The organism is Pseudomonas sp. BLCC-B112 (assembly GCF_028550695.1).
GTDB lineage: Bacteria > Pseudomonadota > Gammaproteobacteria > Pseudomonadales > Pseudomonadaceae > Aquipseudomonas > Aquipseudomonas danubii.
Map to the genome: position 1 here is coordinate 372,660 of NZ_JAQQGK010000005.1, position 14,112 is coordinate 386,771.

General features: G+C 62.6%; 13 protein-coding genes and 1 pseudogene. 3 read left to right on the forward strand and 11 right to left on the reverse strand.

What is annotated here, in order from left to right:
• Positions 1–38: 38 nt before the first annotated feature.
• The 8 genes from PQT43_RS15550 to hutC all read right to left on the reverse strand — a co-directional run bounded on the left by PQT43_RS15550 (position 39) and on the right by hutC (position 9,444).
• Entirely contained in the window at positions 39–1,562 is a 1,524-nt protein-coding gene (locus PQT43_RS15550) for an HAL/PAL/TAL family ammonia-lyase (RefSeq protein ID WP_272754245.1), read from the reverse strand.
• A 70-nt stretch (positions 1,563–1,632) separates the two neighbouring features.
• The gene (locus PQT43_RS15555) at positions 1,633–2,463 is read right to left on the reverse strand and encodes a quaternary amine ABC transporter ATP-binding protein (protein WP_110595378.1); all 831 of its coding nucleotides are present in this window, start codon (positions 2,461–2,463) and stop codon (positions 1,633–1,635) included.
• Positions 2,460–3,311 carry an ABC transporter permease gene (locus PQT43_RS15560; protein WP_102862765.1) on the reverse strand — a complete coding sequence of 284 codons (852 nt, stop codon included), beginning with the start codon at positions 3,309–3,311 and terminating at the stop codon, positions 2,460–2,462. Before PQT43_RS15560 ends, PQT43_RS15555 begins: the two co-directional genes overlap by 4 nt.
• A gap of 72 nt (positions 3,312–3,383) precedes the next feature.
• On the reverse strand, positions 3,384–4,349 hold the full coding sequence (locus PQT43_RS15565) for an ABC transporter substrate-binding protein (RefSeq protein ID WP_272754246.1): 966 nt from the start codon (positions 4,347–4,349) through the stop codon (positions 3,384–3,386).
• Between the two features lie 75 nt (positions 4,350–4,424).
• On the reverse strand, positions 4,425–5,894 hold the full coding sequence (locus tag PQT43_RS15570; RefSeq protein ID WP_102882107.1) for a purine-cytosine permease family protein: 1,470 nt from the start codon (positions 5,892–5,894) through the stop codon (positions 4,425–4,427).
• A 145-nt stretch (positions 5,895–6,039) separates the two neighbouring features.
• Positions 6,040–7,722, reverse strand: coding sequence for a urocanate hydratase (gene hutU / locus PQT43_RS15575; protein WP_102882108.1), 1,683 nt, complete (start codon positions 7,720–7,722; stop codon positions 6,040–6,042).
• Between the two features lie 403 nt (positions 7,723–8,125).
• Positions 8,126–8,698 carry a HutD/Ves family protein gene (locus PQT43_RS15580; RefSeq protein WP_102862761.1) on the reverse strand — a complete coding sequence of 191 codons (573 nt, stop codon included), beginning with the start codon at positions 8,696–8,698 and terminating at the stop codon, positions 8,126–8,128.
• Positions 8,695–9,444 (reverse strand): histidine utilization repressor, encoded by a 750-nt coding sequence (gene hutC / locus PQT43_RS15585; RefSeq protein ID WP_102862760.1) that lies wholly within the window; start codon positions 9,442–9,444, stop codon positions 8,695–8,697. The genes PQT43_RS15580 and hutC overlap by 4 nt, the downstream gene beginning before the upstream one ends.
• A gap of 107 nt (positions 9,445–9,551) precedes the next feature.
• Here hutC and PQT43_RS15590 point away from each other — a divergent pair, with 107 nt between their 5' ends.
• Complete coding sequence (locus PQT43_RS15590) at positions 9,552–10,916, forward strand: formimidoylglutamate deiminase (RefSeq protein WP_272754247.1); 1,365 nt, start codon at positions 9,552–9,554, stop codon at positions 10,914–10,916.
• An 85-nt stretch (positions 10,917–11,001) separates the two neighbouring features.
• Here PQT43_RS15590 and PQT43_RS15595 read toward each other — a convergent pair whose 3' ends face one another.
• Genes PQT43_RS15595 through PQT43_RS15605 form a run of 3 tightly spaced genes read right to left on the reverse strand, consistent with a single transcriptional unit; the run spans position 11,002 to position 12,138 of the window.
• Positions 11,002–11,571, reverse strand: a complete 570-nt coding sequence (locus PQT43_RS15595; RefSeq protein ID WP_102862758.1) for a lipocalin family protein — start codon at positions 11,569–11,571, stop codon at positions 11,002–11,004.
• Positions 11,572–11,605: 34 nt separating this feature from the next.
• A complete protein-coding gene (locus tag PQT43_RS15600) occupies positions 11,606–11,860 on the reverse strand; it encodes a hypothetical protein (RefSeq protein ID WP_011058771.1) in 255 nt (84 codons plus the stop codon).
• Positions 11,861–11,892: 32 nt separating this feature from the next.
• Positions 11,893–12,138, reverse strand: coding sequence for a hypothetical protein (locus tag PQT43_RS15605; protein WP_102882110.1), 246 nt, complete (start codon positions 12,136–12,138; stop codon positions 11,893–11,895).
• Positions 12,139–12,276: 138 nt separating this feature from the next.
• Between PQT43_RS15605 and PQT43_RS31460 the strand changes: the two are divergent.
• Positions 12,277–13,176: pseudogene (locus PQT43_RS31460) on the forward strand (HAMP domain-containing protein); the annotation flags it as partial.
• 93 nt (positions 13,177–13,269) lie between these two features.
• A complete protein-coding gene (locus PQT43_RS31465) occupies positions 13,270–14,034 on the forward strand; it encodes a methyl-accepting chemotaxis protein (protein WP_371826192.1) in 765 nt (254 codons plus the stop codon).
• Positions 14,035–14,112 lie beyond the last annotated feature (78 nt).

Consider the following 14,112-nt stretch of genomic DNA (forward strand, 5'->3'; position numbering starts at 1 on the left):
GAGTGACGCCTTGGCACGCTGGTGATGGAAAAAACGGTTCATTGCACCTTGGAAAAGCGTTTGTGCAGCAGCTCCGGGTCCTTGAGCAGGGCCGCAGCGCTGGCAATGTCCGGCGCTAGCCAGCGGTCCTGGTCATAGGCCGGGACCCGCTCGCGCAGCAGGCACCAGGCGATACCGGTGCCAGTGCCGAAACGCTGCTCCTTGAGAAACTCGAAGGCCTGGGCCGCCAGCAGGTACTCGATGGCCAGGATCTGGGTACAGTTCTCCAGCACCTGATGCAGCTTCAGGGCGGCATTGGTGCCCAGGCTCAGGTGGTCCTCCTGCAGGCCCGAAGTCACGTAGTTGTCCAGCACCGCCGGCTGGGCCAATTGACGGTTCTGGGCACACAGCGAAGCCGCTACGTATTGCACGATCATCATTCCGGAGTTGACCCCGGGCTCGCTCACCAGGAACGCCGGCAAGCCGCTGACATGGGGGTTGATCAAGCGGTCCAGGCGACGTTCGGCAATGGAGCCGATCTCGGCCATGGCGATGGCCAGCAGATCCGCCGCCAGCGCCACCGATTGCCCGTGGGGGTTGGCCTGGGACACCACCCGATAGTGATCCGGGGTGCCCAGCAGCAACGGGTTGTCGGTCGCGCCATTGAGCTCGGTTTCCACCTGTTTGACCGCATGGGCCAACTGATCCCGGGCTGCACCATGTACCTGGGGAATGGAGCGGATACTCAAGGCGTCCTGGGTGCGGATGCCGCGGCTAGCGGCGATGACTTCACTGCCATCGAGCAAGGCCCGCAGGTTGCTGCCCACCACCTGCATGCCGGGGTGCGCCTTGAGGGCAATGATCTGGGCATCGAAGGCGTCGATCTGGCCGCGCTGGGCTTCGAAGCTCATGGCGCCGATCACGTCGGCCCACTGCAACAGGCGACTGGCATCGGCCAGGGCCAGGCAACTCAAGCCCGTCATGCACGGCGTGCCGTTGACCAGGCACAGGCCATCCTTGGCCCCCAGTTGCACCGGCTGCAGCCCCTCTTCGGCCAGGGCCTGTTCGGCGCTGACAACACGACCGCGATAGCTGACCTGACCGACGCCAAGCAAGGCGATGCCAATGTGGGCCATATGGGTCAGATAACCCACCGACCCCTGGGACGGCACCTGTGGAGTGATACCGCGATTGAGCAGGGTCAGCAGCGCCTCGACCACTTGCCGGTGGATGCCGGATTTGCCGTGGCTGTAGTTGATGATGGCGGCACAGAGGATCGCCCGGGTCTGCTCATCGGCCAGCGCCGGCCCGACACCGCAGGCATGGCTGAGCAAGGTGTTGCGCGACAGCTGGCTGAGTTGCTCACCGGCCAGCACCACGTTGCACAAGGCGCCAAGGCCCGTGCTGATGCCATAGGCCCGTTCGCCACTGTCCACCACCTGGCGGACGATGGCCTGGGCATTGTCGATACGCGCCCAGGCCTGGGCCGAAAGCGCCAGCTGCGCGCCATGACGGGCGACAGCGACAACATCCTGCCAACCCAGAGGGGCGTCGGCGATAACGATTTTTTCAGCCTGGGACATCGGGGGACCTCTTCTTGCAAACCTTGGGTTGTCTGCCGCTTTGCCGGACCTTTGGCCGGCAAGCCGGCTCCTACACGGTGGCGGCGCGGCGCTGGACGAAACGATCGACGTACTCATCCGCCGGCGAATGCAGGATCTCCTTCGGCGTACCCACCTGGATCAGGCGGCCGTCCTTGAGGATCGCGATGCGGTTGCCGATGCGTACCGCCTCGTCCAGGTCATGGGTGATAAAGACGATGGTCTTGTGCAGGGTCTTCTGCAGCTCCAGCAGCTGGTCCTGCATCTCGGCGCGGATCAACGGGTCCAGGGCGCTGAAGGCTTCATCCATGAGGATGATGTCGGTGTCCGCGGCCAGGGCCCGGGCCAGGCCGACCCGTTGGCGCATGCCGCCGGACAGCTGGTGCGGGTACTTCTTCTCGTAACCCTTGAGGCCCACGGTGTTGATCCAGTGCAGGGCCCGCTCGGCGCACAGCGACTTGCTCTCGCCACGCACCTTGAGGCCGTAGGCGACGTTGTCCTGAACATTGCGGTGGGGCAGCAGGCCGAAGCTCTGGAACACCATGCTGATCTTGTGCCGGCGAAATTGGCGCAGGGCTTCCATGTCGTATTGCAGGATGTCTTCGCCATCCACCAGGATCGCCCCGCTGGTGGGATCGATCAGACGGTTGAAGTGGCGCACCAGGGTCGACTTGCCGGAACCGGACAGGCCCATGATGACGAAGATCTCACCGGTGCCGATGCTCAGGGACAGATCATTGACCCCCACCACGCAGCCGGTCTGGGCCAGTACCTGATCCTTGCTCTGGCCCTGGCGGATCATCGCCAGGGCATCAGAGGGGCGGTTGCCGAATATCTTGAAGACGTTCCTGACTTCGATCTTGCTCACGGCAGCACTGCTCATTTGCTCACCTCATGACGTGGACGACCGTAGGCCTGGGTAATGCGGTCGATCACCACCGCCAGAATCACGATCGCCAACCCCGCTTCCAGGCCGCGCCCGACGTTGAGGGTCTGGATTCCCACCAGCACATCCTCGCCCAGGCCGCGGGCCCCGATCATCGAGGCGATCACCACCATCGACAGGGCCATCATGGTGGTCTGGTTGATCCCCGCCATGATGCTTGGCAGGGCCAGAGGCAGTTGCACGCCGAACAGCTGTTGCCAGCGGTTGGCGCCGAAGGCGTTGATCGCCTCCATCACTTCACCGTCCACCTGGCGGATGCCCAGGTCGGTGAGACGAATCAGCGGCGGTGCGGCATAGATCACCGTGGCGAAAATCGCCGGCACCTTGCCCAGGCCGAACAGCATCAGCACCGGGATCAGGTACACGAAGCTGGGCATGGTCTGCATGATGTCCAGCAGCGGCATCAATACCGAACGCAAGCGGTTGCTGCGAGCCGAGAGAATCCCCAGGGGAATGCCGATCAGCACCGAGATCACGGTCGCCACCAGCATCAGCGCCAGGGTCTGCATCAGCTTGTCCCACAGGCCGACGGCGCCCACCAGGAACAGCAGGCCGACAATCACCGCCGTGGTCAGCAGCTTGCGGGTGGAGTGCCAGGCAATGCCGCCGACAATCGCCAGCATCAGCCACCAGGGCGCCATGCGCAGCAGGCCTTCAAGGTTGACGATGGCCCACAACAAGGTGTCGGAAATGTGCCGGAACACATCACCGTAATTGGTCACCAGGGAGTCGACCCAGCCGTTGACCCAGTCGGCGATGGAAAAGGTGAAGCTTTCTGGAAACATAAGAAACTCTCGATCAAAGGAGGTTGTGGTCCAGCCTCCGACGGCTCTTGTGAACCGTCGGAAAAGCCCGACCTACAAGGCCGCGTCGATTTTCCTGGCAGCGTCGTCGCTGACCCATGGGTGCCAGACTTCAGGATGTTCCTTGAGGAAGAGTTTCGCCAGTTTCGGCGACTCGATGCGTTCGCGAGTAATGCGCGCCAGATTCTGGTTAAGCAGATCGATGGGCAGGTTGGCCTTGGCCAGTACCGCCACCAGTTCAGGAGCTTCGTCATGGAAGGTCTTGGACAGGCCGACCTTGATGCTCACGCTCTTGTCGACGCCGGGTTTCTCCTCCAGCTTGACCAGATCCACCTGGCCCATGAGCGGGGTCGGCGACCAGTAGTAGAAGAGAATCGGTTCGCCACGCTTGTAGCTCGACAACACCGCCGCATCCAGGGCCGGGCCGGTACCCGGACGGAAGTTGGTGTAGCTGCTTTCCAGGCCGTAGCTCTTGAGCATCTCGCTGTTGTCCAGCTCACAGGTCCAACCGGCCGGGCAGTTGTAGAAGCGGCCCTTGCTCGGTTCTTCCGGGTCTTTGAACACGCTGGCGTACTGGCCCAGGTCGGCGATGTTTTTCAGGTTTGGCGCCTTGGCTTCGAGCTTGCGCTTGGCGTCGCCCTCGATCACATAGCGCGGCACGTACCAACCTTCGACGGCTCCCACCACCGGCGCGCCGACGCCCACCACCTTGCCGGCCTTCTCGGCCTTGTTCCACACCTCGCTGCGGCCCACCCACTCTTCGGCGAAGACCTGGATGTCATTGCTGCCCAGGGCGTTCTCCATGGTGATGGAGTTGCCCGGCAGGCTATCGGTCTTGCAGTCGTAGCCCTTCTCCAGGACGAACTGCAGGACGTCGGTCAGCAACATGCCGCTTTCCCAATTCAGGCCGGCGAACTTCACCGGTTTGCCCGACTCGCACCAGCCGGCCGCCTGGGCGCCGGAAGCGGCCAGCAAGCCCATGGACAGCAACGTGGTCAGCAGGGTCTTATGCATTTTCATTGTGTGACGCTCCTAATCATGAGTTGGCTTACGGCAGTTAAGAGGCATCCAGCCCTGTCCACGTCCCGTCAAGACTCACACCGCAGCAGCGCGACGGGCCTGACTCAGCTTTTGTTCGTTGGGCGCGTCCTGCTCTACCGGCAGGATCAGGTGCTCGGGCACCGCGCCATGCCACTTCTTCGCGCAGACGTAGTACAACGCCGCGGGCACCACCAGGCCGATGATCCAGGAGATATCGGTATCGCCCAGACTCGCCACCAGGGGGCCGGTATAGAAGTGGGTGGAAATGAACGGCATCTGGATCAGCACGCCGAACACATAAATAGTGATGCCCATGGCATTCCAGCGCCCGTAGCGGCCGTCCGGATTGGACAGCGCCGGGATGTCATAGCGCTCTTTGGTGATGCAGTAGAAATCCACCAGGTTGATCGCGCTCCAGGGCGTGAAGAACGCCAGCAGGAACAGGATGAAAGACTTGAATGCGCCGAGGAACGAGTGCTGGCCCAGCAGCGCGATCAGGGTCGCGGCACCGACGATCAGCAACACGAAGATCAGCCGCTGCAAGCGCGTCACTTTCAGCTCGCCGCGAAAGCCGCTGATGATGGTGGCGATGCACATGAAGCTGCCGTAGGAGTTCAGCGTCGAGATGGTCACCTTGCCGAAGGCAATGCTGAAATAGAGCAACGCCGCTATGGCGCCAGTGCCGCCCAGGCCGACAATGTAGGCCACCTCACGACCGGCGAACTGGCCCTTGGACAGGGCCGCGGCGAACACCCCGAGTACCATCGCCACCTGGGCACCGATCACCGAACCTGCGCCCGCGGCGAGGAAGGTCTTCAATGGCGACGTCTTGCTCGGCAGGTAGCGCGAATAGTCGGCGACATAAGGCCCGAAAGCGATCTGCCAGGATGCGGCCAACGACACCGCCAGGAGGAAGCTGCTCCAGCTGAAGTGCCGAATCGCCAGCAAGGCGCTGACGTCGGTCTGGCTCAGCAGCCGGCTGAACAGGTAGAAAAAGGCGATCACGCCGATCACGCTGGCAACCCGGCCGATGTAGTGAATCACCCGATAGCCAAGCACCGTGACCAGCACAATGACGCTGGCGAAAATCAGGATGCCGATGCTGTCACTGACACCGAACATCTGGCCCAGCGCCTGCCCGGAAAGCACCGTGCCGGTTGCGGTGAAACCCAGGTACATCAGGCACACCAGCACCATCGGGATGGCCGCGCCATAGACCCCGAACTGCACCCGGCTGGAAATCATCTGCGGCAGACCGAGCTTCGGTCCTTGCGCCGCATGCAGCGCCATCACTGCGCCGCCCAGCAGTTGCCCGATCAACAGCCCGATCAACGACCAGAACACATCACCGCCCAACACCACCGCCAGAGCGCCGGTGACGATGGCCGTGATCTGCAGGTTGGCACCCAGCCACAGGGTGAACTGGCTCAAGAGACGACCGTGTCTTTCCGCTTCCGGGATGTAGTCGATCGAACGCCTTTCGATCAACGGCTTGCTGCTTGCACGATCATTCGCTAAGGCCATGGACGTCAAACCTCTATGGGCACTGCAGACGATTTCCACTGTAGGAGCGAGCTTGCTCGCGAGGCGGTGCAGATGATGCACCGTGGTGCTTGCTTCGCCAGCAAGCTGGCTCCTACAGGGAGAGTGGGGTGAACCGATGCTGCGGTTACTTACCGGTGATCATCGGCAGGTTCAGGCCCTGTTCCTTGGCGCAGTCGATGGCGATCTGGTAGCCGGCGTCGGCGTGACGCATGACCCCGGTGGCCGGATCGTTGTGCAGCACCCGGGCAATCCGCTCGGCCGCTTCATCGGTGCCGTCGCAGACGATGACCATCCCCGAATGCTGGGAGAAGCCCATGCCGACACCGCCACCGTGGTGCAGGGAAACCCAGGTCGCACCACTGGCAGTGTTCAACAGGGCGTTGAGCAGCGGCCAGTCGGACACGGCGTCGGAGCCGTCCTGCATGGATTCGGTTTCACGGTTCGGGCTGGCCACCGAGCCGGAATCCAGGTGGTCGCGGCCGATGACGATCGGCGCCGACAGCTCGCCGCTGCGCACCATCTCGTTGAACGCCAGGCCGAGCTTGGCGCGCTGGCCCAGGCCGACCCAGCAGATCCGCGCCGGCAGGCCCTGGAAGCTGATGCGCTCGCGCGCCATGTCCAGCCAGTTGTGCAGGTGGGCATCGTCAGGGATCAGTTCCTTGACCTTGGCGTCGGTCTTGTAGATGTCCTGCGGATCACCGGACAGCGCCGCCCAACGGAATGGACCGACACCACGGCAGAACAGCGGACGGATGTAGGCCGGGACGAAACCTGGGAAGTCGAACGCATTTTCCACGCCCTCTTCCTGGGCCATCTGGCGGATGTTGTTGCCGTAGTCGAAGGTCGGAACCCCCATTTTCTGGAAGGCCAGCATGGCTTTGACGTGCTCGGCCATGGACTGCTTGGCGGCCTTGATCACGGCAGCCGGCTCGGTCTTGGCGCGGTCGCGGTACTGCTCCCAGGTCCAGCCTTTGGGCAGGTAGCCGTTGAGCGGGTCGTGGGCGCTGGTCTGGTCGGTGACCATGTCCGGACGCACACCACGGCGTACCAGTTCCGGCAGGATTTCTGCAGCGTTGCCACACAGGGCGATGGAGATCGCGCGGCCTTCGGCGGTGTACTTCTTGATGCGTGCCAGGGCGTCGTCCAGGTCGGTGGCCTGCTCGTCGACGTAGCGGGTCTTGAGGCGGAAGTCGATGCTGGTCTGCTGACACTCGATGTTCAGCGAGCACGCCCCGGCCAGGGTCGCGGCCAGCGGTTGCGCGCCGCCCATGCCACCCAGACCGGCGGTCAGGACCCAGCGGCCCTTGAGGTTGGAGTCGTAATGCTGGCGACCGGCTTCAACGAAGGTTTCATAAGTGCCTTGGACGATGCCCTGGCTACCGATGTAGATCCAGCTGCCGGCGGTCATCTGGCCGTACATGGCCAGGCCCTTGGCGTCCAGTTCATTGAAGTGCTCCCAACTGGCCCAGTGCGGCACCAGGTTGGAGTTGGCGATCAGCACCCGCGGCGCGTTGCTGTGGGTCTTGAACACGCCCACCGGTTTGCCGGACTGCACCAGCAGGGTCTCGTCGTCATTCAGATGGGTCAGGGCTTCGACGATCTTGTCGTAACACTCCCAGTTGCGCGCGGCGCGGCCAATGCCACCGTAGACCACCAGTTCCTTGGGATTCTCTGCAACTTCCGGGTCGAGGTTGTTCATCAGCATGCGCAGCGGCGCTTCGGTCAGCCAGCTCTTGGCGGTCAGCTTGTTGCCACGTGCAGCGCGGATTTCGACGTTGCGGAATTGGGTGGGTTTGCTGTCAGTCACGGAAAAACTCCTCGGCGATGAGTCCAAGGTGCGAAGAGGATTCCATCGACTCTTACGCACACATATTTACTTGTACATACAAGCATATGCAATCAAGCGGCCAACTCGCTTGAGACGTACCTGAAAAACCTTGAGAGCAAACCGCAAGCCTTGCTGGACAAGGCTTTCAACAGGGCGAGAATTTTCCAGAAGAGTTTTTTGGCCGCAGCGAAGCTGTTACCAAAACCCGGTTTTGCGCTGTGCTGGGGCGTTCGGTAACAAACTGGTGCGCGAGAGAAACAGCAATTGCAGGGAGATGTGCGCCCGTTCTGCACGCTAGGTGCGGGCTGGGGTTCCGGCGCAGCGAGGGAACGAATAGAAGCCGGTAGCAGGCCGTATCCCGGCCTGCACCCAGCCACAATGATCAGATGGCGGTGAGTTCGATGACGCAGCAGCGTCCATCGGTGGCGATTTCCATAACCCCGGCATTGTCATCCAGGCGCAGGCAGTCATAACGCCCCAATGCCTGCACCGGGATGCTGCCCGTGTCCACCCAGGTCTGCTCGGCGACACTGAACACCAGCACGGTGTGCGCCTGGGTGAAGAAGCGTTGCTGACCATCGAACCACTGCAAGCGGGCGACGTAACGCTCAGGGCAATAGATCAGGTTGAAATCGCGGATCGCGCCCTCCAGCAGGGTGCAATTCACCTGGCTGGCACCGCTGAAGGCAAAGGGGTCCAGGGGCAGCAAGGGCCGTACCTCTTCGCCATCGACCGTCAGTTGCATGCCCGCACCCTGCAGCACGGTGATGATTCGCTGATAACCGGCAAAGCTGGAAAAGCCGCCGGATTCGCCGATATCGGCAATCGACAGGCGCCAGCCAAAACCTTCCAGGCCAGTGCCGGCGTCACGAGTGATTTCTTCGGTGCTGCCGCCGCCGTTTTTCCATGGCATGCGCGGGTAGTCGGCGGCGCGTAACAGAGTGGACTGGATCATTTATGAAAGCGCCCTTCCAGACGATGACGGGAACCGGGGTGGATCAAGCGGGCGGCGGTCACCGGCTGGCGCCCGGACCAGGTGCGACGCCGAATCAACAGGCACGGCTCGCCACGCTCGATCTGCAGCAGCTCGCACTCTTCGGGCTCGGCGAGAATCGCCTCCACCACATGCTCGCCCTCGGTCAGGGGGGCGACCTGGGACAGATAGGCGTAAGGGGTTTGCAGGGTGAAGTCCTGCTTGAGGTACTCCGGCGCCACCAGGGCGTTGACGAAGCGATCCTCGATCTGCACCGGGATGTCGTTCTCGAAATGCACGATCAGCGAGTGGAAGACTCGCTGCCCTTCGCGCATGTCCAGGGCCAGGGCGCGCTCGGAACCGGCAGCCTCTTCGCCCAGGGTGACGACCCGGCAGGTGTGGCGATGACCGCGGGAGGCGATCTCGTCGGCAATGTTGTGCACTTCGAACAAGGCCGATTGGCTCTTGGGTTCGGCGACGAAGGTCCCCACGCCCTGCATGCGCACCAGCATGCCCTCAGCGGTCATTTCCCGCAGTGCGCGGTTGATGGTCATGCGGCTGAAGCCCAGCTGATTGACCAGCTCGCTTTCCGAGGGAACGCGGTAATGCGGCGGCCAGTTTCCGCTCTCGATCTGCTGGGTGATCATCTGTTTGACGCGGGCATACAAGGGCGCCGGACTATCGCCCAGATGGGCAGCCAGCGGCGATTTGGCAGGCGGAGTCGGCACGGGAAATCCTTGTTGAGCAAAAAAGGTGACTAGCTTGCCGGAGTTTACCGAGCAGGCAAACGTCTGTATATGTATATACAAATAACACACGATGGGGTGCTTGAACCATGTCCGCCTTCTTCGCCGAACGCGCGCTGCTGCCTGATGGATGGGCCAACCATGTACGTCTTGAAGTCAGTGCCGACGGCCTGCTGACTCACATCCAGGCCAACGCCAGTGCAGAAGGTGCAGAACAGCTCAAGGGCCCGCTGCTACCCGGCATGCCCAACCTGCACTCCCACGCGTTCCAGCGAGCCATGGCCGGGCTGGCGGAAGTGGCCGGCAACCCCAACGACAGCTTCTGGACCTGGCGCGACCTGATGTACCGCCTGGTGGGCAAGATCAGTCCTGAACAGTTGGAGATCATCGCCCGCCAGCTGTACATCGAGATGCTCAAGGCCGGCTACACCTCAGTGGCGGAATTCCACTATGTGCATCACGACACCGACGGCCAGCCCTACGCCGACCCCGCCGAGCTGTCCCGACGCATCAGCCAGGCGGCCGCCAGCAGCGGCATCGGCCTGACCTTGCTGCCCGTGCTGTACAGCCATTCGGGATTCGGCGGCCAGGCCCCCAATGACGGCCAACGCCGCTTTATCAACAGCACGGAAAACTACCTCCAACTGCAACAGCACTTGCAGCCCCTGCTGGCGCAACAGGCCAACCAGCAGCTGGGCCTGTGCTTTCACTCGTTGCGCGCGGTCACGCCACAGCAGATCAGCGAAGTCCTGGCCGCCAGCGACCGCCAATGTCCCGTACACATCCACATCGCCGAACAGCAGAAGGAAGTCGACGACTGCCTGGCCTGGAGCGGACGCCGCCCGCTGCAATGGTTGCATGAGAACGTCGCGGTGGATCAACGATGGTGCCTGGTCCACGCCACTCACGCCAATCCGGAAGAAGTCAGCCTCATGGCCGAAAGCCGGGCCATTGCCGGCCTGTGCCTGACCACCGAGGCCAACCTGGGCGACGGTATCTTCCCGGCGGTGGACTTCCTCGCCCAGGGCGGACGCCTGGGCATCGGCTCCGACAGCCACGTGTCTTTGAGCGTGGTGGAAGAACTGCGCTGGCTGGAGTACGGCCAACGCCTGCGGGACCAGCGTCGCAACCGCCTGTACCGCGCGGACCAGCCCATGGTCGGCCGCACTTTGTACGATGCCGCGCTCGCTGGCGGCGCTCAGGCGCTGGGGCAACCCATAGGTACATTGGCCGTGGGCAAGCGCGCCGACTGGCTGGTGCTGGATGGCAACGACCCTTACCTGGCCACCGCGGATGGCGACGGGATTCTCAACCGTTGGTTGTTTGCCGGCGGCGACCGCCAGGTACGGGATGTGATGGTGGGTGGTCAGTGGATGGTGCGTAACGGACGTCACGCCGCCGAAGAAGACAGTAGCCGGGCCTTCACCCAAGTCCTGCGCGAGCTGCTCAACTGACCCCAAGTTCGTAGGAGCCGACGTGCTGGCGAAAGCATTCTCACGAACGCCTTCGCCGGCCAGCCGGCTGCTACAGGGAGTGAATCTATTTCGAGGTCTTGGCCATGGCCGAGTCCGACACCCGCCAGATCAGTCGCGTGGTGTCGTAGCCCTGCTGACGCGCCTTGCTCAGCAACTCTTCACGCACCGTCTCATTGACCTCCTTGGTCCGCGACAGCAACCACAGGTAACGGCGGTTGGGATTGCCGACAATCGCGGTCTTGTAGTCATCGCTGACATACAGCACCCAGTAGTCGCCCTTGGTCGCCCCCGGCAGCAGCCGCGAGAACCAGTTATCGAACTCGACCCACAGCTTGTCGGTCTTGCCCGGCACCTGAGGCGTTGCCGTGCCACGAGCCTCCTCCCACTTCCACTCCGGGGTCAGGCAGCGGTTGAGCACCGCCACGTTGCCCTCCGGCAACAGGGTGTAGCGGGCCTCGGATTGCGCACAGTTACGCTGGAAATACATCGGCAACCGCGCCAGCTCGTACCAGGTCCCCTGGTAACGCTTGAGATCGACGTGGTTGACGGTCTTGGGCGCCAGCGAATCGTCCCGGGACGTGGCGCAGCCGGCCAAGAGCAGGCCGACCAGAAGAGTGAAAACAAAACGCATCATTATTTTTCTCCCGTGGGCCCGAAGCCCCGGTTTTTTACTTCAGGCCTTGCCCGGAAAACATCAGAACCTTGTCACCGGCATACTGCACGCTGATAAAGCTGTTCTTGTCGCCCCAGGTGCAGCTGGACATGCCCAGCGCGCCCGAACAGTCAGTCGGCTTGCCCAGGAGTTGTTCAACCTCGGCCTTGGGCATGCCCGCCGAGAGCTTGGAATAGTTTTCCTGATTGACCTTGCTGCACGCAGCCAGCAGCACGCAGAACGACAACAGAGCGAGAGAACGCAGGGACATGGTGAACTCCTGGACGAAAGGGGGAAGGCCTGTCAGCCAACCAGAAGCTTAGAAGAGAAAACCCCCTTCTGGTTCCCCGCTCGGCCGGGTATTTCTTGCCCGGTGCTCCGGGCATTTTCCCGGTAAATCAAACACCTTTTCGCCTTGCCCTGCTGTTCGTCGGTTTTTCTCCACGAGGCCTCATCTTCAGTAATAGCCAGTCGACATAACTGCAGCGCAAAGCCCTCCACTGTGGCAAATTGACGCCCCTCGTTGACCAGCCCATCGCGGTAGTTCACTTAATGACCAGCAATATGAAATTCAGCCACAAGATCCTGCTTGCCGCCGCCCTTGTGGTGGCCGTCGCGTTCGCCTGTTTTATTCTGTTCAATGACTACCGACAGCGTGAGGCCCTGCGCAGCAGCACCGAGTCCACCATGCAGGAACTGGGCAGCCTGACCACCAGCAATATCCAGACCTGGCTGGAAAGCCGCATCCAGCTCCTGCAGTCTCTGGCCCAGCAGATCGCCGTGGACGGCAACGGCGCCGAGAGCCTGAAACGCAGCGTCGGCCTGCCCGCCTATACCAGCAACTTCCAGCTCAGCTACTTCGGCGGCCAGGACGGCGTGATGTTTTCGGTCCCGGCCGGCAATCGCGCCGCCGACTACGACCCCCGTGCCCGCGGCTGGTACAAGGCGGCCACCGGCGCGCAACGGACCATCGTCACCGAACCCTACATTGCCGCTTCATCCGGCAAACTGGTGATCACCGTGGCCACCCCGGTGCAGCATCAGAACCAGATGATCGGCGTGGCCGGCGCCGATATCGACCTGTCGAGCATCAGCGCTATCATCAACTCGCTGAACTTCGGCGGTCATGGCCAGGCCTTCATCGTCAGCGCCGACGGCAAGATCCTCATCCACCCCGACAGCAAACTGGTGCTCAAGAGCCTCGCCGAAGCCTATCCCGCGGGTGCCCCGAGCATCAGCCCCGGCCTGAAAGAAGTGCAGCTGAACGGCAAGACCCAGTTCATCTCCTTCACCCACGTCAACGGCGTGCCCTCGGCCGACTGGTACGTGGCCCTGGTCCTGGACAAGGACACCGCCTTCGCCGTGCTCAGTGAGTTTCGCACCTCGGCGATCATCGCCATGCTGATCGCGGTGGTGATCATCATCAGCCTGCTGGGCATGCTGATCCGCATCCTGATGCAACCGCTGCACATGATGGGCCGGGCCATGCACGACATCGCCGAAGGCGAAGGCGACCTGACCAAACGCCTGGTGATCCATGGCCACGACGAATTCGGCACCCTGGGGGTGTCGTTCAACCGTTTCGTCGAACGCATCCACAGTTCGATCCGCGAAGTGTCCTCGGCCACCGGCCAGGTCAACGAAGTGGCCCTGCGCGTAGTCGCCGCCTCCAACTCGTCGATGTTCAACTCCGACCAACAGGCTTCGCGCACCAGCAGCGTGGCCGCGGCCATCAACCAACTGGGCGCCGCCGCCCAGGAAATCGCCCAGAACGCCGCCCTCGCCTCGCAGCACTCCAGCGAGGCCCGCAGCCTGGCGCAAGACGGCCAGCAAGTGGTGGATCAGACCATCGCCGCCATGCATCAGCTGTCGGCAAAGATCAGCAGCTCCTGCGACAACATCGAGACCCTCAACAGCAACACGGTGAACATCGGGCAGATCCTCGAAGTCATCACCAGCATTTCTCAGCAGACCAACCTGCTGGCCCTCAACGCCGCCATCGAAGCGGCTCGCGCCGGTGAGGCCGGACGCGGTTTCGCGGTGGTAGCGGACGAGGTGCGTAACCTCGCCCACCGCACCCAGGATTCGGCGCAGCAAGTGCAGAAAATGATCGAGGAGCTGCAAGTGGGCGCCCGTGAAGCGGTGGGCACCATGACCGAGAGTCAGCGTGAGAGCGAAAGCAGCGTCGGCATCGCCAACCAGGCCGGCGAACGCCTGGGCAGCGTGACCCAGCGCATCGGCGAAATCGACGGCATGAACCAGTCGGTGGCCACCGCCACCGAGGAGCAGACCGCGGTGGTGGAGTCGATCAACGTCGACATCACCGAAATCAACACCCTGAATCAGGAAGGGGTGGAAAACCTGCAAGCCACCCTGCGCGCCTGCGCCGACCTGGAACAACAGGCCAAGCGCCTGCAGCACCTGGTGGGCAGCTTCCGTATCTGAGGAGCAGCTTCGCCGGCAAGCCGGCTCCTACCAGTATTCGTAGGAACCGGCTTGCCGGTGAAATCATTCGATTGCGGA

Excerpts from the sequence above, each read along its gene's own strand:
- PQT43_RS15550 (WP_272754245.1), bottom strand. The coding sequence starts at position 1,562 with ATGTCCCAGGCTGAAAAAATCGTTATCGCCGACGCCCCTCTGGGTTGG.
- PQT43_RS15565 (WP_272754246.1), bottom strand. The coding sequence starts at position 4,349 with ATGAAAATGCATAAGACCCTGCTGACCACGTTGCTGTCCATGGGCTTG.
- PQT43_RS15600 (WP_011058771.1), bottom strand. The coding sequence starts at position 11,860 with ATGTCCCTGCGTTCTCTCGCTCTGTTGTCGTTCTGCGTGCTGCTGGCT.
- PQT43_RS15555 (WP_110595378.1), bottom strand. The coding sequence starts at position 2,463 with ATGAGCAGTGCTGCCGTGAGCAAGATCGAAGTCAGGAACGTCTTCAAG.
- PQT43_RS31465 (WP_371826192.1), top strand. The coding sequence starts at position 13,270 with ATGTTCAACTCCGACCAACAGGCTTCGCGCACCAGCAGCGTGGCCGCG.
- PQT43_RS15560 (WP_102862765.1), bottom strand. The coding sequence starts at position 3,311 with ATGTTTCCAGAAAGCTTCACCTTTTCCATCGCCGACTGGGTCAACGGC.
- PQT43_RS15595 (WP_102862758.1), bottom strand. The coding sequence starts at position 11,571 with ATGATGCGTTTTGTTTTCACTCTTCTGGTCGGCCTGCTCTTGGCCGGC.
- PQT43_RS15590 (WP_272754247.1), top strand. The coding sequence starts at position 9,552 with ATGTCCGCCTTCTTCGCCGAACGCGCGCTGCTGCCTGATGGATGGGCC.
- PQT43_RS15580 (WP_102862761.1), bottom strand. The coding sequence starts at position 8,698 with ATGATCCAGTCCACTCTGTTACGCGCCGCCGACTACCCGCGCATGCCA.
- PQT43_RS15570 (WP_102882107.1), bottom strand. The coding sequence starts at position 5,894 with ATGGCCTTAGCGAATGATCGTGCAAGCAGCAAGCCGTTGATCGAAAGG.